This is a genomic window from Paenibacillus sp. FW126-R14, from assembly GCF_058789495.1.
Genome location: NZ_JBYTBS010000024.1, coordinates 39,485 through 59,593 on the forward strand (window position 1 = coordinate 39,485; position 20,109 = coordinate 59,593).

22 protein-coding genes are annotated in these 20,109 nt (G+C 44.4%); 16 read left to right on the plus strand and 6 right to left on the minus strand.

The window, feature by feature from the left end:
* Positions 1-8: 8 nt before the first annotated feature.
* The 6 genes from AC3WRW_RS16685 to AC3WRW_RS16710 all read left to right on the plus strand — a co-directional run bounded on the left by AC3WRW_RS16685 (position 9) and on the right by AC3WRW_RS16710 (position 6,101).
* A complete protein-coding gene (locus AC3WRW_RS16685; RefSeq protein WP_492547477.1) occupies positions 9-707 on the plus strand; it encodes a response regulator transcription factor in 699 nt (232 codons plus the stop codon).
* Positions 682-1,974, plus strand: a complete 1,293-nt coding sequence (locus tag AC3WRW_RS16690; RefSeq protein WP_492547427.1) for a HAMP domain-containing sensor histidine kinase — start codon at positions 682-684, stop codon at positions 1,972-1,974. Before AC3WRW_RS16685 ends, AC3WRW_RS16690 begins: the two co-directional genes overlap by 26 nt.
* 59 nt (positions 1,975-2,033) lie before the next feature.
* Complete coding sequence (locus tag AC3WRW_RS16695; RefSeq protein WP_492547428.1) at positions 2,034-3,470, plus strand: AcpB/EbpR/MafR family transcriptional regulator; 1,437 nt, start codon at positions 2,034-2,036, stop codon at positions 3,468-3,470.
* Between the two features lie 152 nt (positions 3,471-3,622).
* On the plus strand, positions 3,623-4,330 hold the full coding sequence (deoD, locus tag AC3WRW_RS16700) for a purine-nucleoside phosphorylase (RefSeq protein WP_492547478.1): 708 nt from the start codon (positions 3,623-3,625) through the stop codon (positions 4,328-4,330).
* 21 nt (positions 4,331-4,351) lie between these two features.
* The gene (locus tag AC3WRW_RS16705; protein WP_492547429.1) at positions 4,352-5,533 is read left to right on the plus strand and encodes a NupC/NupG family nucleoside CNT transporter; all 1,182 of its coding nucleotides are present in this window, start codon (positions 4,352-4,354) and stop codon (positions 5,531-5,533) included.
* A 112-nt stretch (positions 5,534-5,645) separates the two neighbouring features.
* Positions 5,646-6,101 carry a VOC family protein gene (locus tag AC3WRW_RS16710; protein WP_492547430.1) on the plus strand — a complete coding sequence of 152 codons (456 nt, stop codon included), beginning with the start codon at positions 5,646-5,648 and terminating at the stop codon, positions 6,099-6,101.
* A gap of 144 nt (positions 6,102-6,245) precedes the next feature.
* Here AC3WRW_RS16710 and AC3WRW_RS16715 read toward each other — a convergent pair whose 3' ends face one another.
* Positions 6,246-7,001, minus strand: coding sequence for an SDR family NAD(P)-dependent oxidoreductase (locus AC3WRW_RS16715; RefSeq protein ID WP_492547431.1), 756 nt, complete (start codon positions 6,999-7,001; stop codon positions 6,246-6,248).
* Between the two features lie 151 nt (positions 7,002-7,152).
* On the opposite strand from AC3WRW_RS16715, the gene AC3WRW_RS16720 reads away from it, so the two are divergent.
* Entirely contained in the window at positions 7,153-8,409 is a 1,257-nt protein-coding gene (locus AC3WRW_RS16720) for a helix-turn-helix domain-containing protein (protein WP_492547432.1), read from the plus strand.
* A gap of 109 nt (positions 8,410-8,518) precedes the next feature.
* Positions 8,519-9,685, plus strand: a complete 1,167-nt coding sequence (gene trpB, locus AC3WRW_RS16725; RefSeq protein WP_492547433.1) for a tryptophan synthase subunit beta — start codon at positions 8,519-8,521, stop codon at positions 9,683-9,685.
* A gap of 67 nt (positions 9,686-9,752) precedes the next feature.
* On the opposite strand, the gene AC3WRW_RS16730 is transcribed toward trpB, so the two are convergent.
* Positions 9,753-10,568 (minus strand): glycoside hydrolase family 16 protein, encoded by an 816-nt coding sequence (locus AC3WRW_RS16730; protein WP_492547434.1) that lies wholly within the window; start codon positions 10,566-10,568, stop codon positions 9,753-9,755.
* Between the two features lie 162 nt (positions 10,569-10,730).
* Here AC3WRW_RS16730 and AC3WRW_RS16735 point away from each other — a divergent pair, with 162 nt between their 5' ends.
* From AC3WRW_RS16735 to AC3WRW_RS16765, 7 genes are all read left to right on the plus strand, one after another.
* Complete coding sequence (locus AC3WRW_RS16735) at positions 10,731-11,105, plus strand: helix-turn-helix domain-containing protein (RefSeq protein ID WP_492547435.1); 375 nt, start codon at positions 10,731-10,733, stop codon at positions 11,103-11,105.
* A complete protein-coding gene (locus AC3WRW_RS16740) occupies positions 11,098-11,922 on the plus strand; it encodes an ImmA/IrrE family metallo-endopeptidase (RefSeq protein ID WP_492547436.1) in 825 nt (274 codons plus the stop codon). Before AC3WRW_RS16735 ends, AC3WRW_RS16740 begins: the two co-directional genes overlap by 8 nt.
* Positions 11,915-12,514 (plus strand): hypothetical protein, encoded by a 600-nt coding sequence (locus AC3WRW_RS16745; RefSeq protein ID WP_492547437.1) that lies wholly within the window; start codon positions 11,915-11,917, stop codon positions 12,512-12,514. Before AC3WRW_RS16740 ends, AC3WRW_RS16745 begins: the two co-directional genes overlap by 8 nt.
* Positions 12,515-12,657: 143 nt before the next feature.
* Positions 12,658-13,119: a DUF8821 family protein gene (locus tag AC3WRW_RS16750; RefSeq protein ID WP_492547438.1), complete on the plus strand. Its 462-nt coding sequence runs from the start codon at positions 12,658-12,660 to the stop codon at positions 13,117-13,119.
* A gap of 100 nt (positions 13,120-13,219) precedes the next feature.
* The gene (locus AC3WRW_RS16755; RefSeq protein WP_492547439.1) at positions 13,220-14,221 is read left to right on the plus strand and encodes a DUF1835 domain-containing protein; all 1,002 of its coding nucleotides are present in this window, start codon (positions 13,220-13,222) and stop codon (positions 14,219-14,221) included.
* Between the two features lie 202 nt (positions 14,222-14,423).
* Positions 14,424-15,347, plus strand: coding sequence for an esterase/lipase family protein (locus AC3WRW_RS16760; RefSeq protein ID WP_492547440.1), 924 nt, complete (start codon positions 14,424-14,426; stop codon positions 15,345-15,347).
* Between the two features lie 75 nt (positions 15,348-15,422).
* Complete coding sequence (locus tag AC3WRW_RS16765; RefSeq protein WP_492547441.1) at positions 15,423-16,007, plus strand: Crp/Fnr family transcriptional regulator; 585 nt, start codon at positions 15,423-15,425, stop codon at positions 16,005-16,007.
* Between the two features lie 5 nt (positions 16,008-16,012).
* Here the strand turns inward: AC3WRW_RS16765 and AC3WRW_RS16770 are convergent, their stop codons facing one another.
* The 3 genes from AC3WRW_RS16770 to AC3WRW_RS16780 all read right to left on the minus strand — a co-directional run bounded on the left by AC3WRW_RS16770 (position 16,013) and on the right by AC3WRW_RS16780 (position 18,103).
* Positions 16,013-16,735: a DUF4386 domain-containing protein gene (locus AC3WRW_RS16770; protein ID WP_492547442.1), complete on the minus strand. Its 723-nt coding sequence runs from the start codon at positions 16,733-16,735 to the stop codon at positions 16,013-16,015.
* 86 nt (positions 16,736-16,821) lie between these two features.
* Positions 16,822-17,418, minus strand: coding sequence for a YdeI/OmpD-associated family protein (locus AC3WRW_RS16775; RefSeq protein WP_492547479.1), 597 nt, complete (start codon positions 17,416-17,418; stop codon positions 16,822-16,824).
* 43 nt (positions 17,419-17,461) lie between these two features.
* Positions 17,462-18,103, minus strand: coding sequence for a TetR/AcrR family transcriptional regulator (locus AC3WRW_RS16780; RefSeq protein WP_492547443.1), 642 nt, complete (start codon positions 18,101-18,103; stop codon positions 17,462-17,464).
* Between the two features lie 195 nt (positions 18,104-18,298).
* Between AC3WRW_RS16780 and AC3WRW_RS16785 the strand changes: the two genes are divergently transcribed.
* Complete coding sequence (locus tag AC3WRW_RS16785) at positions 18,299-19,051, plus strand: SDR family NAD(P)-dependent oxidoreductase (protein WP_492547444.1); 753 nt, start codon at positions 18,299-18,301, stop codon at positions 19,049-19,051.
* Between the two features lie 42 nt (positions 19,052-19,093).
* On the opposite strand, the gene AC3WRW_RS16790 is transcribed toward AC3WRW_RS16785, so the two are convergent.
* The gene (locus AC3WRW_RS16790; RefSeq protein WP_492547445.1) at positions 19,094-20,086 is read right to left on the minus strand and encodes an HD-GYP domain-containing protein; all 993 of its coding nucleotides are present in this window, start codon (positions 20,084-20,086) and stop codon (positions 19,094-19,096) included.
* Positions 20,087-20,109: the final 23 nt, after the last annotated feature.

Genomic DNA, 20,109 nt, shown 5'->3' on the forward strand with positions numbered 1-20,109 from the left:
TGAAAAAAATCGTTAAAAATAATATTCTTATTGTGGATGATGAATTGGAAATTAGAGAAGCGCTCGTGATTTACTTAAAAAGCGACAGTGTTGGGGTTTTTACAGCCTCTAACGGTCTAGAAGCTCTTGAAATATTAGAAAAAGAAACCATTCATCTAATCATCATGGATATAATGATGCCGCAATTGGACGGGATTAAGACGACATTTAGAATTCGCGAAAGTAAAAATATACCGATTATTATGCTCTCTGCCAAGTCGGAAGATGATGACAAGATTCTTGGACTTAACGTAGGAGCCGATGATTATATTACAAAACCGTTTAATCCTTTAGAGCTAGTCGCGAGAGTTCGATCCCAGCTTCGAAGATTCACGAATTTAGGTGCATTTCAGACGACTGGGGACGAGATCATACAGGTAAGAGGTTTGGTCCTAAATAAAAGCTCGAAGACCGTTGAGGTGGATGGCGAAGATGTCAGGCTAACCTCCAAAGAATACAAAATTTTAGAGCTGCTGATGGAGAACAAGGGCAGGGTCTTTTCGATTGAACAGATTTATGAAAGAGTATGGAATGAGGCCGTCTTTGCCTCGGATAATACGGTCGCTGTGCATGTCAGAAATATCCGGGAGAAAATTGAGATTAATCCCAAGGATCCGAAATACTTGAAGGTGGTATGGGGGATTGGCTACAAAATTGAAAAAAAATAAATTAAAACGACGAGTCTCTATTGATCTTATAACAATATCTGTTGCGACCGTATTGTCGATTTGTGCTCTGTTTCAGAATGCCTATTACGTGATTCCAGGTTTTGTTGTCTTTATACAAAGCTTTTTAGTGTCTACTGTTGTCTGCTTCATAGTGGGAAAGGCGCTTTTTCATTCGAAATATACACCTAAACAACGTGAACTTTGGCGGGGAAGTGCGCTGGTGTACTATATACATTTATGGAAAGGTGCGGTTAAAGACACAAGTATTACGCTTGCCATTATGATTATTTTTGTTTTAACAGCAATAGCAGGTATTTGTGGTTGGAGAGCAGCAACTTATTCTAGTGCGAATGAGATGGCGTGGCTAATCCTCTACGAGGTCTTATATATTCTGCTTGTTATCCCTTATACAATTAGCAAATTCAGGCGATTCATTGAGATTGTCAACGGGACCAAAGAAATTGCCGAGGGGAATATTCAATATACGATTCAGGAAACCGGTAGAGGCGCTCTTTCCAAGCTTGCGGGTTCCATTAATAATATGAAGCGCGGATATCAGAATGCACTAGATAGTCAAATTAAAGGCGAACGTTTAAAGACTGAGCTGATCACAAATGTATCGCATGATTTGAAGACCCCGCTTACTTCTATTATCAATTACGTAGATTTATTAAAAAAGGAAGAGCTGCATTCAGAAAAAGCCCAGTCTTACGTACAAATTCTAGATCGTAAAGCTTTAAGGCTCAAGTTGTTAATTGAGGACCTGTTTGAAGTGTCTAAAATGTCCAGTGGCGCGGTGGAATTGGATATTGAAACCATTGATGTGGCAACATTGCTGACGCAGGCCATTGCAGAATTCAGCTCTAATGTTGGCGATGCTTCGCTTGAGGTTCGTGTAAAAATAGCCAAATCGCCTATGTATGCGAATTTAGACGGAAATAAAATTTGGCGTGTATTTGAAAATTTAATTGGCAACGCTAAGAAGTATTCTCTTCCTGGCACCAGAATATTTATTTATTTGGACGAATCTGCAGATAACATTGTATTCAAAATCCAAAACACAGCTGTCTATGAAATTGATTTTGCTGCGGAGGAGTTATTTGAACGGTTCAAAAGAGCAGATGAGTCCCGTCACACAGAAGGCTCTGGATTAGGCCTAGCCATTGTTAAAAGTATCGTCGAGCTGCACAAAGGTGATATCAAAATCGAGATTCATGGCGATCAATTCAATGTAATTTTGAATCTGCCCAAGAACAGTTTGATATAAACTGCAGTAAGACTTAAGCGTCACCTAACTTATAATTTGAATTGAAACAGGGTGGGAAAATGGATAAGGATTTTAAATTAGCGAGCCAGCTATTAACGCTGCTTGATACGGAACAAAGATGGTTTACTTTAGCCGAAGTTGAAAAAAGCTTTGGTATCTCCGATAAAACAATCCGTAAGATGGTTGAGGAAATCAGCAAGCAATTACCGCCTAGTGTTACCATTGAAGTCTCTAGAGGAAAGGGAATATTTCTTCGACGTGATGGGCGAAGTGAGCCGATTAGTGAAGTGATTTCTTCGATGTTCAGACAAACCACCTTCTATAGGCTGATGAATGTATTATTTACGAATGTGGGCCGACTGTCCGTGGAGGAGCTTGCCGGAGCCATGTTTATGAGTACCTCGTCTTTGAAGAAGCTGATTGTCCACTTAAATAATCATGATCTCAAAGCGTATAAGATAAGCATTACTTATTCTACACCTATGATCAAAGGGAATGAAATGAACGTTCGATATTTCTATTGGAAGCTATATTGTGATGCGTATGAGTTCACAGGATGGCCCTTTGAGAATGTCGATTTTGCTTATACAAATCAGCTAATCACGAACATAGAGAAACAGAAGAACATTGTTTATTTTATCAATTCCAAAAGGAAATTATCCTTTTTGCTGGCCATTGTTGTCGAAAGAGTTGCGAAAGGAAAACATGTAAAAATCGACAAGAATAGCTACCCTTGGGGAAAGGGTTTTTTTTATTTACCGGTGAAAACCGTTGCGAGGAGTCTTGAAGAAAAGCACGCCATTGAATTTCCCGAAAGTGAAGTATTCTTTATGCAATCGCTGGTGAGTCTCAGTCAATATCATTATTATGAAGGATCAGAAATCACGCCGATTCAAGAAATCGAATTATACAAAACTAAAGAAGAATATCAAATGGGCAATCTGCTCCTAACGCTGTTAGCAAAGGCATACCCCAACTTAGATAAGGAAGAACGATTTATTTTGGAGATCTACGAATTCTTTGACAAGCTATTAATCGATAATGCCATTCCTGAATGGATGATGATTTCAAAAAGTAATTTAGCTGCATATGTTCAAAAAGAGTGCCAGCAGATTTATCAAGAATTGCAATCCTGCATGCAAACGTGGAACAAAGCTTACCCTTCCATCTTGTATAATGATTTTCATTTAACCAAGTTAACCTTAATTGTTCGTTCTAGTTTGCGTTATAAAAGGAAGACGGCCTTCCTAGTGATCGGGGAAGAATTTTCAATTCGTCATTACATAGCGGATTTGATAAAAAAGGAAATCGGGGATCAGTTGATCATCAATACTTCCATCATGAAAGGGCTAACCGACGAAATGATGCAGCAGCATAACATTGATCTTGTTATCAGTAATATCCCGGTTGCATTAAAGACAGTGCCTGTTGTTATGATCTCTACAATCCCATCGAAAAGGGATATCGACAATATTCGTCAAGAACTGCTCATCTGATTTAACCAATTATTTTCCGTATCCTACGTAAGATTTTGGTCTAGTTTGCTAGGATGGAAAACCGTTATGCTCAAGGTAGTTCCGGAGCTGATTTTCTTGATGGAAGCGATTTCGGTCAACCAGAGTTTAACATGAAAAGTTGGAGGAAAATTATGAGTAGACATTTAGGCGCAAAAAAAGGAGAAATATCGGACCGTGTGCTGCTTCCAGGAGATCCTTTACGTGCAAAATTTGTAGCAGAACACTTTTTAGATGAAGCCTATTGTTATAACGAAGTAAGAGGCATGTATGGATATACGGGATTATACAAGGGTGTGCCGGTGTCGGTTCAGGGGACAGGGATGGGAAATCCATCGATGAGTATCTATACAACGGAATTGATTGTCGATTATGGAGTTAAGACATTGATTCGCATCGGTACTTGCGGAGCAATGCAGAAAGAAATTAATATCCGCGATATTGTATTAGCCCAAGCAGTGTCTTCAGATAGTAATTTTACGGAGAAAATCTTTCATGGATGTAATTATGCACCTACGGCGGATTTTTCATTGTTAATGAAAGCCTATCAACAAACACAAGGTAAAAATTTAAATGTTTTTGTTGGCAACATCTATAATTCGGATGAATTCTACCGTGAAACCTTAGATCGACTTCACAAGTTCATGGATTTCGGCATATTAGCAGTAGAAATGGAAAGTACAGCCCTATATACTTTAGCCGCCAAATATGATGTAAAAGCACTATCGATTTTGACAGTAGGCAGTCAATTGTTAACACAGGAACACTTAACTCATAAAGAGAGTGAACAATCCTTTCATGAAATGGTCGAAATAGCTCTTAACACAGTCATAGATGGCTAATTTTAAATTGGAGGGATAGAGATGCACTATTTAGTTTCTGTTGCCGGTCTGATTGTTGTTCTATTACTGGCGTGGGTTGCGAGCAGCAATAAGAGCAAGATTAAATATCGTCCAATCATTGTCATGATTGCGATTCAGGTTGCTTTGGGACTGATTATACTAAAAACAAGCATAGGCGAATTCTTAATAAAAGGTTTTGCTGATAGTTTTGCGAAATTGCTTCAATATGCCAATGAAGGTACTAACTTTGTTTTTGGTGGGATGGCCAATGAAGGTGCCTACACATTTTTCCTTTTTGTTTTGATGCCAATTGTGTTTATGTCAGCATTAATAGGGATTTTGCAGCATTACAAAATATTGCCGTTCATTATAAAGTATATTGGTCTCGTCCTAAGTAAAATTAATGGCATGGGGAAATTGGAATCTTATAATGCGGTTGCGGCCGCGATTGTAGGACAAAATGAAGTATTTATTTCTGTGAAAAACCAACTTGGCTCATTGCCAAAGCACCGCTTGTATACATTATGTGCGTCTGCAATGTCGACGGTATCCATGTCAATTGTTGGTTCATATATGACGATGCTAGAACCTAGGTATGTAGTGGCTGCGTTAATTTTAAACCTATTTGGCGGGTTTATCGTTTCGTCTATCATTAATCCGTATGAAGTTACATCAGAAGAAGATATTATTGAAGTTCAGGAAGAAGAAAAACAAACGTTTTTTGAAATGCTGGGCGAATATATTATGGACGGCTTTAAAGTAGCCATCGTCGTTGGGGTCATGTTAGTTGGTTTTGTTGGGATCATTGCTTTAATTAACGGGATTTTCAGCGGCATATTCGGTATCTCGTTTCAAGGAATTTTAGGGTATGTCTTTGCACCCATTGCCTTTCTGATCGGTGTGCCATGGCATGAAGCCGTTAGCGCGGGTAGTATTATGGCGACAAAGCTTGTTTCGAATGAATTTGTTGCTATGCTTGATTTTGTTAAAATCAAAGACGGTTTAAGCGGGCGTACGACAGCGATTGTCTCTGTTTTTCTAATCTCATTTGCGAACTTCGGGTCCATTGGTACCATCGTGGGTGCAGTGAAAGGGTTGAATGAAAAACAAGGAAATATTGTTGCCCGATTTGGATTAAAGCTGTTATACGGCGCCACACTTGTAAGCGTTTTATCTGCTATCATTATCGGAATTATATTCTAGTTTAATGTTGATAGAGCGGCTACGGCAATGAATCTACGAGGTAAAGATTCCCATTGTATAACTATACTGGTATAATAAAGTCGGATCATTGATATTACTAGGAGGTATTATAATGGAATTGCAAGGATTTTATCATGTAGGCATTGTAGTCTCTAGTTTGGAGAAAGCCGTCCCTTTCTACCGTGATATTTTGGGACTGGAGATGATCGTTGGACCGACCGACGCTTTTGAAGGAGAGGAAATTTCTCAAGGACTCGGTGTTCCCGACACTCGGCTTCGGGTGGCGTACTTAAAGTCGGAAGAGAATGTCATCCAATTAATGGAGTTCGAATCGCCGAAGTCTCCTGTAGATGCGCCGCTTCCGCTGCATTCTTTTACAACGACGCACTTCGGCTTCTATGTAAAGGATCTGGAACAAACCAAGCAAGAACTGGAGTCGAAAGGGATCGAATTCTTCTCTCCGATCAATATTGTACCAGACTCCCTCGTTAATGTGATTAACGCTCGCAAATGGGTCATTTTCCGGGATCCGGACGGAGTCATTATCGAATTGGTTGAAAGAGTATAAACGTAGGTACGAGAATTACCCGGCTTTTTGGGGCTCGTATGAAATCATATAACTTTTGATGAAAAACAGAAATGCCCGTTCAAAGCCACCTCGGTGGCTTGAGACGGGCATTTTCATTTGTTAAACAGACGACCTTTTAACAATTTAGAGCGTCAACCCGCCGTCAACCAGTACGATGGAACCTGTCATGTAGCTGGCGCGATCGGAAGCAAGGAATGCGACGACTTCCGCCAACTCTTCTGGCTGCGCATAGCGGCCCATACGCATATTTGGGATTTCCTCCGGTACGTAGCTGCCCGACATGAAAGACTGCTCTACGCCTTTCGTTAGAGCCGTCTCGACGCCGCCCGGGCAAATGCCGTTGACGCGAATGCCTTTCTTCACATACTCAATCGCCGCGCCTTTCGTTAGGCCGACAACCGCATGCTTGCTAGCCGAATAGACGGAAGCGCTGTGCTCGCTTTTCACGCCCGCCGTCGAAGCGGTGTTAATGATCGTTCCGCTTTCTTGCTCCTCCATCACCTTCAAAACATATTTCATGCCGAGGAAGACACCCCGGACGTTTACGTTCATAATCCGGTCGAACTCGTTCTCATCAATGTCCGCGAACTTCGAGAACTTCTGTACAACACCGGCATTGTTGAAGAAAATATCGATGCGGCCGTAGGTATCAACCGCGGCTTTCACATAACGCTGAACATCCTCGCTTTTCGATACGTCAGCCTGTACGAAGATCGCTTCGCCGCCCTGCTCCTGAATAAGCCGAACTGTCTCCTCGCCGGAGGCCTGGTTGAAATCGACGGCGACGATTTTCGAGCCGTAGCCTGCCATTTTTAAGCTGCTTGCACGGCCGATGCCGCTTCCTGCGCCAGTGACGATAGCGATTTTATTATTCAACATAGTGGTTCATCCCTTTCCATAATTGTAGCAGAACATTCTCTGCATCTTCAGTGTAATACGCTTTCACATCAGTTAATTGTATTCATCAACGATTTGTAGTACTTTTTTAACATCATATTGTTAACCCTAATGGAGTCCTATGGAGGTACGCATGAATAAGCTCCCGGAGCTGGCTTTCTTTGGCCGGCTTCTCAATGATGCTCTTCAACTGCCAGTCTTTGTCATACACCCTGGTCGGAAGATTGAATCGGAATACGCGAATCGTGCGCTTCACGCGAGCCCGTACTTTGCTTCGATACGCGATCAGCTTGCCGGTTACGCGTATGTGCTCTATGATGCGGAGCAGCCGGTCCATTTCACCCGTTCCCGGCTTCAATATTTCTTTGTGAACGCGCTCGATGAAGACCGGCTTGCCGGCACGCTCGTTGTCGGCCCCTACTTGCATGAGACGCCGCGTGATAGCGAGGCGATGCATCAGCTTCATGCAAGCAACAGGAAGCAGCTTCTCGATTTGTACGAAGCTGTCCCTTTGGTAGCCCCGGAGCGTGCCCGGGCGCTGAGCCTGATGATCTACTATGCGATTCGCGGGAAGATTGTCGACCCGTCAGCGAATCTTCGGGCTGACGGCGTGCTGCTGCAGGAACCGGTTGTGAAGAAGCAGGAACCGGATGCCGCACTGTCCCGAAGCCGCCGCAGCGGGATGCTTCACGCTAACTTGTCGCATGAGCGTGTTATGCTGCACTATGTGCGCACAGGAGATAAGGAACGGATTAAGACATTTGTTATGGAATCCATCATCGGCGAAGACGAGCTCGGCGTGTTGGCCAAGCGGAGCCGGCTTCGCAGCGAGAAGAATTTGATGATTACGGGAATCGCGCTCATTTGTCGCGCGGCGATTGAAGGAGGGATGCACGAGGAAGATGCTTTTACGCTGAGTGATTTCTATATCCAACAGTTGGAGGAGAAGGATACGCCGCAGGCGGTCAACGCTGTCATCATGGAGGCGCTGTTTGACTTTGTTAACCGGGTGGCGGAGGTCCGCCGTGGTCATTACTCGCCTGCAGTGCAGGATTGTTTGCACGAGATCGCCAACCAGATGTACGGAGACATTACGCTCGATCAGCTCGCAGAGCGCACCAATCTCAGCCCGAATTACTTGTCGAGCCTGTTCAAGAAGGAAGTTGGTATGACAATTTCCGAGCATATCCAACGCGAACGGATTGAGGAAGCGAAGAGGCTGCTCACGCTTACCGACTATCCGATCACCGACATCGCCGCATGGCTGAACTTTAACGACCAGAGTTATTTCAACAAGGTATTCAAGAAATGGATAGGGATAACGCCGAAAGCATACCGGCAGTCCGAGCGGCGCCCGGTGCAAAGCCATTCGGAACCAGGCCGTACCTGAAGAGTGTTAACTTCATTTGAAGAAATAGGGATGGGGTCCTCTGTCATTTATGTTAAGATGGTAAGGTGTGGATAAAGATTCCTATTTTGAGTAATGGAGGCGCTTACTTATGGTCCAACAATTGCAGCAAGAGGGATACTTTGGAGAGTTTGGCGGCAGCTTCGTTCCGCCGGAATTGCAGGAAGTGTTGCGTTATTTGAGTGAACAATTTTACAAGTTTAGAGATGACCCGGAGTTTAAGGAGGAGCTGCGTTACTACCAGCGCGAATATGTCGGCCGCGAGAATCCGCTGACATATGCGGAGCGGCTGACCAAAGCTTGGGGAGGACCGAAGATATACTTAAAGCGCGAGGATCTGAATCATACCGGGGCGCATAAGATCAATAATGCGATTGGCCAGATTCTGCTAGCTAAGCGGATGGGTGCCAAGCGGATCATCGCTGAGACCGGTGCCGGACAGCACGGTGTTGCTACGGCAACGGCCTGTGCCATGTTTAATATGGAATGCGTCATCTACATGGGAGCGGAAGATACGCGCCGGCAGGCGCTGAATGTGTTCCGAATGGAGCTGCTAGGCGCGACGGTTGTGCCGGTTCATAAAGGCCAAGGACGATTGAAGGACGCGGTAGATGAGGCGCTGGACGATCTGGTTCGCAATTATCAAAATACATTCTATTTGCTAGGCTCTGCGGTTGGTCCGCATCCGTTTCCGACGATGGTCAAGCACTTTCAGGCCATTATTAGCGAAGAGTCGAAGCTGCAGATTATGGAGAAAGAAGGCCGTTTGCCGGATGCGGTAGTAGCCTGCGCAGGCGGTGGCAGCAATGCCATTGGTGCATTCGCTCACTACATCGACGAGCCGACCGTTCGTTTGATTGGCGTCGAGCCCGATCAAGCGCCGTCCTTAACGCAAGGCGTCCCGAGCATCATTCACGGCTTCAAGTGTTTAGTGCTGCTGGATGAAGAAGGCCAGCCGAAGAAGACCTACTCGATCGCCGCGGGACTTGACTATCCGGGTATTGGACCGGAGCATAGTCACCTGAAGGTGACGGGCCGGGCTGAATATGCAACAGTCACTAATGAGGAAGTGCTGGAATCTTTCCAGGAGCTGTCCCGCACGGAGGGTATTATCCCTGCCCTAGAGAGCGCGCATGCAGTTGCATACGCGAAGAAGCTGGCGCCAACGATGAGCCAGGATCAAATTATTATTGTTAATCTGTCTGGCCGCGGGGATAAGGATGTCGAACAAGTGTATCAAATGCTCAAAAAGGAATAACGGATGCATCACCCGGAAGGGCGTCCAATTGGGCGCCCTTTGGTTTTGCCTTATCCTTTGACCGCGCTCAATCCTTTTCGGGCTGATAGCATCGCACGTAATCGATTGCAAACTCGCTCGGATACGCGGGCTGTTCAACGTTCCCGCTCTCTTGTGGCGGGATTTCATAGATGTTGAGCATCAGCTGCATGGGATAGCTTGGCGATTGTTGCGAGCGATGGACAAGTTCATTGTCGATATAAAAATCGACGCCTTCGGGAGTCCAATCGACCGCGTACACATGATAGAGCGTCGGGTCTATCGTAAACTCCCGTTCAAAAAATTCCTCTGCTATCGCAGGGTCACCGAACGGATGAATGCCAAAGCCGAGCGTGCACGACCCGTCCTTCACGTTCCATCCTTTCAGCTCGAACGGGCAAATTTCCGCCGAACGTTCAGGCTCATCCTCGAAGCCGATCATCCAGAACGCGCAGACATTCTGCGGTGTGCCCAGTCCTTTGGCTCGAATTTCAAAATAGCCGTATTGCTGGACGAATAACCGTTCCTCAGGCTGTTCCTCGCGAACGAGACAATCATGTGAGAACCGGTGCTGTCCAAGAGCACTGTCGAGCGGTCCGGAGAACACTCCCGTTTGCAGATTGCTCACTTTCACGTCGCCATTGAATTCCGTGCTCCAAGGTTGTTGCTGCTCGGTAATACGCAAGAGGAGTTGACTGTCCTCGAACCGGTAATTCGCCGCGGCTTTCCGGCGGCTGCTCCATTGCGGCAAGTAATAAGGAAGCCATTTCGTACGATCCAACTCGCTTGTCTCGAAGTCGTCGTGGAATACGAGGGTGTACCCAGCTTTTTCTAAAGGGTTCCTTGGATAAGTTAGGCTATTCATTGCGGTGCTCACTTCCTTTCCTATATCCTTCAATTATCGTTCCAATCCTCGATTTTTGACAAGAGGGGGATCTCCCATATTATTTGTGTATTAAATACACGAAACTGTATTATTTTGTGTAGATTAGTATATAATATTCCTTAGAACTAGGAGGTGATTCCAGTGGCAAGAGTTAAGGATGTCGTCATTGGGAAGCGAATTCGACAAGCGAGGCAGGAATTATCTTTTACACAAGAAGAAGTTGCTGCTGCAGTAGGCATGTCGAGAGATAAGTACGCAAATATTGAATCTGGCCGTACTACATGTTCACTGCCAGACGCCAAAGAAATTTGTGATTTTCTAGGGTTGGATATACAGGAATTGCTTAGGGATGACGAAAGCTCATTGGAGAGTATGATTTTGTTTCGTGAAGGGAACGAATATGTAAACGGAGATGACGATCAACTTCTCGATTTTTCCGATACGATTTATCGAGAGTTGATGAGCCAAGTTCAGTTATACCGTGATAAAGTACAGAAGGTGTCTCGACATGTTTAATCGATCAGATGGCAAGATTAAGATTAATGACCCGGAGAAATCGCTGTTAGACCTAGATGCAATGGCTTTCGCGGTACAGACGAGAGATCGATTAGGGATATCTATGAAAGACCCGATAGATATTATCACCGTTGTCGAGAATGAAGGGATATACGTTTTCCAAATTAAAGATTTAGGATGTTCCGGATTCGTACGTGTTTTCGGCGAACAAAGAGCCATTTTTGTGAATGCAAGCGAATCCCTAGGGCGTCAGCATTACACTATCGCACATGAGTATTGCCATATCCTGCGCGATCTTAGAAGCTATATTAGTCTTAAGGAACTTCCGTTAGATCAGTATGAGTATCAGTTGAATCGGATAGAATACTTTGCATTCAAATTCGCGGATTCGTTCCTTCTGCCACAATCAGCAGTTATTTGCGCTTTGCAGATGTTCGACATAAGTGATTACGAAAAAATTTCGGTTCAAGATATCTTACGGGTTCAGCATTACTTTGGAGTTAGTTATCTACAAATGCTTCGAATGCTAAGAAAATTACATATCATATCCGAATCGCAACATTCGGAGTTTAAGATGTTAAGTTCAAAAGAAGATCCTCAACTCCTCGTTAAGTTAACTTCAAAGCATGGTTTTTCTCCAGCATTAGTCAGTCCCATGGAACATTCGAGAATTCCTTCAGAATTCCTGCAGGCTTTAGTCGACAATACTCAAAACCGGCGGCTTACCCATAAAAAGGCCAAATACTTGGAGGGTTTACTAGGTATACCTCTGCTGCATCTCATTCCTGAAATGGGACAGGGGGAGGGGGATGAATAGCAGGTCGGTCGTTGTCTCGGATACGGACATAGTTGGGCATATAATCAACGGTGGAATATTCGATGTGCTTGTACCCCACGTAATTGAGGAAATTTATATTACCCCTAAGGTGGAACAAGAACTAAAAACGAAAGGTTATTATCATCAATTATTTCACCAGCAGCGCGGGCAATATATAAAGCTAACCAAAGATAGTTGGGCATCGCTCTCCGTTGAGTCCAGACAAGAGGTTAATAAAGTGAAAACCCGCATGCGAGCTGTACTCGACCCAGGTGAACTTGATTGCTATGCTTATTCGGTAGGAATGGGCATAGATGCAATTATAAGCGATGATTCAGACGCTATGGAAAAAATCACGGATGATTCCGATCAAAAAAAACTGGTAATGAACTTTGCTCAACTTCTGTTACTTGGAGCAAAGATGGATAAGTTCGATTTTGAGACAGCTGAAGCATATTTCTACCAGGTAATCGAGCGAAATAAATTATCGCGTTTCTCATCTTTTCGTGAACAGATACAATGTTTCGACAAAATAACCGTACCCCATCCATGGGTGGAAAAGTTGCTGTCGGATCAGTTTAGGCAATCATAAAAATAATCATAAACACAGAGCAGAGTGGCTTATCATATCCAAATGTGAACGTTTATATTGAATCATTTTTGGTATAATATTTGGTAGATGGAGAAAAATAACTTTCTATTTTTGAAAATAATGAGAGAAAACGAGGGATGGAAATGTCTTATATCGTTGATTTTAAAAATGTGTCTACGGTAGGTTTAGAGTCTTCGCCTGTAGCAGAAGCACTTGCTGGTTTACGTGCCAATGAGGCCCGTTATTTTATGACCAAATACAAACATGAATTCACGGTTGTTCCAGCCAGCGAAAGCCAGGAGAACCTTGATTATGTGAACCGCGTTTTGAAAGAACGGGACATTGCGTTTGCGGCCAAACCTTTAGAGACGTCGCGTTTTCAAGTGGAAAATATCCTATTTACCTACGTCTTCTATGAGGATGGTCTTGGGATCAATGTTATGTATACGATTGATGACCCTAAGAAGCGGGCCGTTGGTTTTAAGCTTTCTGAGGGGATGGAAGTACCCAAGGAGTTAGAAGGGAAGTTCAAGTTTGCCAGGCAGAAGTCTAAATTAGCCGGGACCATTCGGGGTTCGTTTTTCGTGATCAAAGGAGAGTATTAAGATAAGCAAGCGCCTCTATTCCGATCGGTGGAATAGAGGCTTTGTTGGTTTGCTCGAACTGTAAGCCTTGTTCAACGATCTATACGAAGGAGGAGTATCCATGCTCCACATAGTAAACGGAGATCATGTCGGCGATAAGTTGAGGGAGGCGAATATCCCCGGAGATATCCTGGTCTGGAGAGAAGTGTATCCGGTAGGTCCGGTATTCGTTGATATGAGCGGGCCTGACCAGAGGTTGACAAGAGCGGAGTATTTGGAGAGAACCATGGGCATTCCGGCAGATGACTATGTGACAAAGTGTAAGTCGCAAGAACGGATTCTGGAGAACTTCCACAACTACGATGAGGTTGTGCTATGGTTTGAGCATGATTTGTTTGACCAGCTTATGCTAAGTTATTTGCTGCATTGGTTTTCAAAACAGACGCTGGGACATACAAAACTGAATTTGCTGTGTATCGGCGACTATCCGGGAATTGATCTATTTCGAGGGCTGGGTCAGCTGACAACCAAGCAGCTGGAAGCATTGTCGGGTACATGGCAGAGGATCGGACAGAAGGAGCTTGAGGCGGGCAGCAGCATTTGGGAGGCATATACCTCATCGGATATAGAACGTCATGTTGAGATTTTGCACCAGGACATATCGGCGCTGCCCTTCGCTCACGCGGCATTTGACATGCATCTATCCCGCCTGCCTTCCGCAACGAATGGGCTGGGAATCGTGGAGCAGACAATTTTGGAGCTTATCCGGTATGGGGTGAATACCCCGCGCGAGCTGTTTCAAGAGATCGGGAACCGCTTAAGTGTGCTAGGCATGGGTGATTTGGAATTTTGGTATCGCTTAAGGGAGATGTCGGAACAACCGCATGCCCTAGTAGAGATACGGGGTCCTCATACTTTTCCTGATTATCGCAAGCAGACTACCCCATCCTTTGAAAACTGCGAAATTTCGTTAACAGAGCTAGGGCTGGATGTAGCCGCGGGAGTAAAGGACTGGATTAAGGTGAAGGGAATGAATGAGCGGTATGGAGGTCTGCGGCTGCAGGGTGACTTAACATGGCGCTGGGATCCCGGGAGAAAGCAGTTGGTTCATCAAACAAGGTGACACTGATGGAGTAGCGCTGTCAGCTTAACAGCTTGATCTTTACTTTTATTTAAAATCTTTATTATCCAGCATAATTAATTGCGAACTTGAGGTTTTTGCGGCGTGCTTGGTATAGTGAACGAGATGATTGAAAAAACCAACTCCAGCTGCATATAAATAACATAGTGACCACGTAAGAGTACGGACAATCGGCGGTGAATCTATGGTAAGCTATCGTACGCGCAAACGGCCCCTCATTTTTATTCCGGGGTTGTTCGGTTCCATGAGCGATCTTATTATTCCCGGGACAGGGAACTGGAGCTTTGGCATGGCCGGGGCATTCTATGAACCGTTTGTTCGACAGTTAGAGGAGATGGGTTATCAGCGAAATATTTCGTTATTCGTGGCATTTTATGATTGGAGACAGCCAATTCCGTATTCTGCACACACGTATCTTTACCGAACCATTCAAGAAGTCAAACAGAAGACGGGTTCGAGCCACGTGAATCTACTTGGGCACAGCTTGGGCGGCCTCGTAAGCAGAGCGTATGTGCAGAGTGCCTATTATCAAGACGATGTAGACCAGCTCATTTCAATCTGTTCTCCGAATGCCGGTTCGCCAGTCAACTATTGCTATTGGACAGGGGAGACGTTCGAGCCTAGTCCAGAAGCTCAATTCAATGTTGTATCGTTTTATATGAACAAATATCTCGATTATCTGACCCAGACGAGCCAAATGGGTAGAGTGGAAGCGATTCATACGTATTTTCCAAGCTTGTTGAATGTTGTGCCATCTCAAGATTATGGAGATTATTTGATCGTGCAGGAGCCGGATGCGATGAGATTGATTCCTTATCAGAGAATAAAGGTCCAAAATTTGTTCCTGGATGAATTGAATAGGTGTCAAAATCTCATAAAGACGAGAAATATTGAGGTGACCCTAATTGCCGGGATGGAGAAAAGCACGATTCAGTTTCTAAAAAGGGACATCAACAACACAATGAGCTCAATAAATAGTCACGCGGGTGATGGCAATGTGATGGTGAGCAGTGTTTTTGCCTTGGAGGGAGATCGCTATTTGGTCAAAGGGGGACATATGGAAGCGCTGTTCAGCAGCTATTCTTTACTAAAGAGGAAGCTAACGTGACATCGGATATGCTTTAGAATATGATGATAGCAGTTCTTTCGATTTGGAAAAGGGTAAGGCTGGAAGGAGAGAACAATGAAAAGCATATTGTTCAAATACATGACGAAATATACATCTCTTAACGCTGAGGAACAAGAGGCTATCGCGGGAGATATCCTGACTGAGGCCTATAAAAAGGGAACCGTGCTGCTGAGGCAAGGGGATGTTCCGACAAAATGTTATTTTGTGCTAAAGGGATGCGTAAGGCAGTACTCGGTAGATGAAACGGGGAAAGAAGTCACCTCCAATTTCTTCACGGAAGAGCAAGCGGTCTCGATTTACAATCGTCATCAACAAAATAAGCCGTCTGCGTACACCTTAGCTTGTCTGGAAGACTGCCTATTGGTCGTTGGTGATTTTGAGGCCGAGAGGGACATGTTTCACAAACACGCTCAATTGGAAACCATGATACGCAAGATGGTAGAAGAAAACCTGGGCGAGGTACAGGATGAATGGACTTCATTTATCGCTTCAGCACCTGAAGAACGCTACAAAGCACTATTACGAAAAAGACCTTCCCTCATCGATCGTGTACCTCAACATCAATTGGCGAGTTATCTCGGCATAACGCCAGAGTCACTAAGCAGAATTAAGAAGCGGGTTAATACCAGCGATCTTTAGCGCAGCTATCTTGCGCTTTTTGGTTTTTTTCCACCTTTAAGCAGCAGCCATATACCAAATCCCAGTTCTCCTGCAATCATAGGTATAGTAAATACGAGATTAAGCATCGCAATGACCCCGTCATATTGTGGGAGAAACGTTTTGCTTAGGTGAATGACCATATAGCCTATGGAGGCAAGCAGCAGTGCAATGCTGATAACCTTAGGAATGCTGTCGGATTTTAAAGCTACATAGCCCACAATCAACAGATGTCCGCCAAAAACGACCAAACCGATAGACCAAATAGATTCGAACGCATCGAGAAATAGCATCATAAGGGATTGAGTTTGTTCCATTTTAAGAAGGGGCCAATCGTTGGTATGTCTAGAGAGAAGCAGTACTAGGATCAAGTTTAATATGGCGATTCCCAGTATAGCCGAGTAGGTAAGACGAAGCCATGCCGCGAGCAATGAAAGGCTCTTATGAATCGGCTCTAAGAACACATAGAAAGCCCAGGCGACCAGAATGTCAGTCATCATGATGATGACCCATCCGAAGATTTCACCCTTGAAGAGGTTATTCGATGATACGATGTTGTTGAACGTGGCGCCGGCATCGCCATGCACAACAAGGCTTCCATGGACAAAGCCATAGGAGAAAAAGGCAGCAAGTGTCATGACGATAAGTGAAATGCCGGCAGTTAAAGCAGCTGTGCGCTGAGTGGATGGTTCTTTGAATGAAATAGCCATCAGATAGCCTCCTGTAGGACATTTTTAAGTCCATTGTAATCAGGAGGAGCATGACGGGTCATTGACTTAAATCAAGGGATGACGCATTATTCATCGTTTAATCCTTTACCAACCAGAATGTGTGGTATGTACTTTTCAACTCTGGACGCTCGGGTTTTGGATTGTTTGGGCCCAGAGAAATGAAGAAGGTAGGCTCTTTGCCGTCCTGGCGTCAACGCTTCGAAAGCCGTTTTCAAGGCGGGGATTTCATCCAATTTAGTTTGAAATTCTTCGGCAACTGCGAATTCCGTATTCTTCTTGAAATTTACTTCCAAACCGGCTTTTTCAACTTCAATAGCTTCATAAATATAGGCTTTCAAGATGCTTTCCATTGCCGCTATTTCATCAACATGGGTGAACCGGATCTGGCGCGCCGCTTGTACATTCTCCGTTTGTTGGATTAGAATGCCATGGGCATCATGCAGCAAGGCACCTTTGTGAAACAGAAGCGCGCAGTACTCTTTAAATCCATGTATTATCACGATATTTTTATTCTCAAACGTATAACAAGGATGCATCCACTTAAAATCCTCGGTCAGCTCACAGTCAAGAACGATACTTCTCAGCTTCTCATATTCTTCCTTCCACGTTTTGGCCTTTCTCAAAAATCCATCAACCTTAGGATTCATTCTACTATCTGTCATCAAGGAGTACCCCAATTCATCGATCTTCTTTTTATTTTGTCCATCAGGCTTTCAGGTAATCAATCAAGATTTTCTTTAGGATGGCCAGCTGACGCTCGTTCTCCAGATCCGATTCGAGCAGGAGAATATTTTTCTGCAGCGATAATTTTTTGGAAAAGAGGCCAAACGTGTTGATGACCGTGGTTAGTGTCTCTTGGACGTGAAGGTCGGAACGAATCGATCCGTCCTCAATGCCATTTTGAATAATTCGGGCATATTCGCGTGAAATTTTACGATTCAAAGAGTTAAAGTTGAGAATATCCTCCAATGGCTCCGAAGAATGAGACGCATAGCTTTCAAAATCGACCATAAATTTTATGCTCACATTATGATGATCTTCGATAAAGAAATCGAACAAGCTTTCAAGCTTTTCGAGACAGGTTAGAGGCAAATCCGCGACATATTGAAAACGATCGAGCATCGGTTCCAGCAGCTTGGTAGCAACCGCGACGATGAGTTTTTCTTTTTTGGGAAAGTACCGAAACAGAGTGGCGATGCCGATATTCGCGTCACTGGCAATATCCTGCATCGTCGTTTTCTCGATTCCCTTTAAAGTAAAAACGCGCTCCGCCGCTTCGAGAATAATGCTCAGCCGCTGCTGCTTTCCGTCAGATCGTTCTTTCTCGTATCTAGTTTTGGGATCCATGAGAGGTTCGTGCCTTTCAAATTACGTATTTCAATTATTTGTATTATATCGATTGGGTACCTTTTAAGCAAGGAGAGTTGAGTTCGCAATACCATGATGATATAATAAATATTGTAGTGATAGTAACACTATCATAACCCCGATCTATTCGACTTTAAGATTTAAAAATAAAGCTCACACAAAGGAGACATAACAATGACTCGTCTAACGAATAAAGTGGCCATCATTACTGGAGCAGGCAGTGGTATGGGGCGCGAAGAAGCGATTTTATTTGCCCAAGAAGGCGCCAAAGTCGTGGCAACAGACATTAATGAGGCCGCAGTACAAGCCGTTGTCAAAGAAATTGAAGCTGCCGGAGGCCAAGCTTCGGCTTACGCGCACAATGTCGTTTCGGAAGAGGATTGGATCAAAGTTGTGGAAGGTGCAGCCAGGGCGTATGGCAAAGTTGACATTCTGGTCAACAATGCAGGTATCTCTCTTGCTGTCGGTTTGCTTGATACCACGATGGAACAATGGAATAAAGTAATGAGCATTAACCTGACTAGCGTTTTCCTTGGAATGAAGCACGTTATTCCGCATATGCAAGCAAACAATGGAGGTTCAATCGTAAACATTTCATCCATAGCAGGGCTGACCGGCAGCAGTGGGGCGGGTGCCTATACGGCTTCCAAAGGCGGAGTCCGTATGCTAAGCAAAGCCGCGGCTGTGGATTTCGGCAAGGATCACATCCGCGTTAACTCGGTTCATCCCGGCTTTATTGAAACGCCGATGAGCTCTGAATTTGTCAATAACAAGCAGATGCTGCAATGGTTCTTGTCTCAGACTGCATTGCCAAGAGTCGGACGTGCATCCGAAGTGGCGGAAGCCGTTCTGTTCCTGGCTTCTGACGAGTCGGCCTATATTACAGGCGTTGAGCTGCCTGTGGATGGCGGCGTCACAGCGAAATAATGAAGCTTGAAACGAAGAAAAGCCCTTATAAAGGGGCTTTTTTTATTTCGATTTTCGAATCATTTCGACAAAAATATCGACCAAATCAGGGTTAAAGGAGCCTTCCTTTTGTTCGACTAAGTAGTCTAGCACTTTCTCTTCCGGCCAGGCTTCTTTATACGCTCTTCTGCTTGTCAGGGCATCATATACATCTACGAGGGATACGACCTGGGCTGCGAACGGAATTTCATTTCCTTTCAAGCGATGCGGATATCCGGAGCCGTCCCACTTCTCGTGGTGGAATTCAACAATCGACTTCGATATATCCAGTTCCTGTCGAAAAAGGTCATCATTTAGCTCGTGCGAAATTTTATTTAAAATATCCACGCCAATGAGCGGGTGGGTTTCAATGATATTCCGTTCGTAAAATGTTAAAATGCCCGGTTTATACAGGATGCCCTCGGGGATGCCCGATTTGCCGATATCATGCATGATGGAGGCGTTAATGACATGCTGAATATAGTCGTCAGATAGTTTCGAAGGATGCGCTTCATTATATTCCCGAAGTAAAGCAGCTGTTAATTGCTGAACGCGAAAAAGATGATTTTCAATCTCAGGATCTCGAATCTCACAGGAAAGAGCCAGAACTCTAAGAATTTCATTCTGTATCTTAGATTTGCGGGTTTCGGAGACATAGAGGCCTTCGCTGATTTCGCCCAAATCTCGAAATATACCGATATAATAGCTCTCTCCGTCCAGTTCTACAGGTGTTATCGTAATGTTGGAGTGCCAGAGGTCCCTGTTTTGTTTTCTGTTTATGAACACACCCGACCAGGCCTGATTGTTGTTTAACTCCTTTTTCATCTGCTCGTAGGTCGTTTTGGGAGTTAATCCTGATTTCAGGATGCCGGCTTGGTGCCCGATAATCAGATCGCGCCGGTATCCCGTAATTTCCTCGTAGCTATGATTAATATCCACAATTCTATGATTCTTATCGGTGATTATGACCGCATCAGATAACATTAGAAAGTAAGAAAGTCCAGTCGTCATTCCCATTCCATTCCCCTTTATAGAAGCCG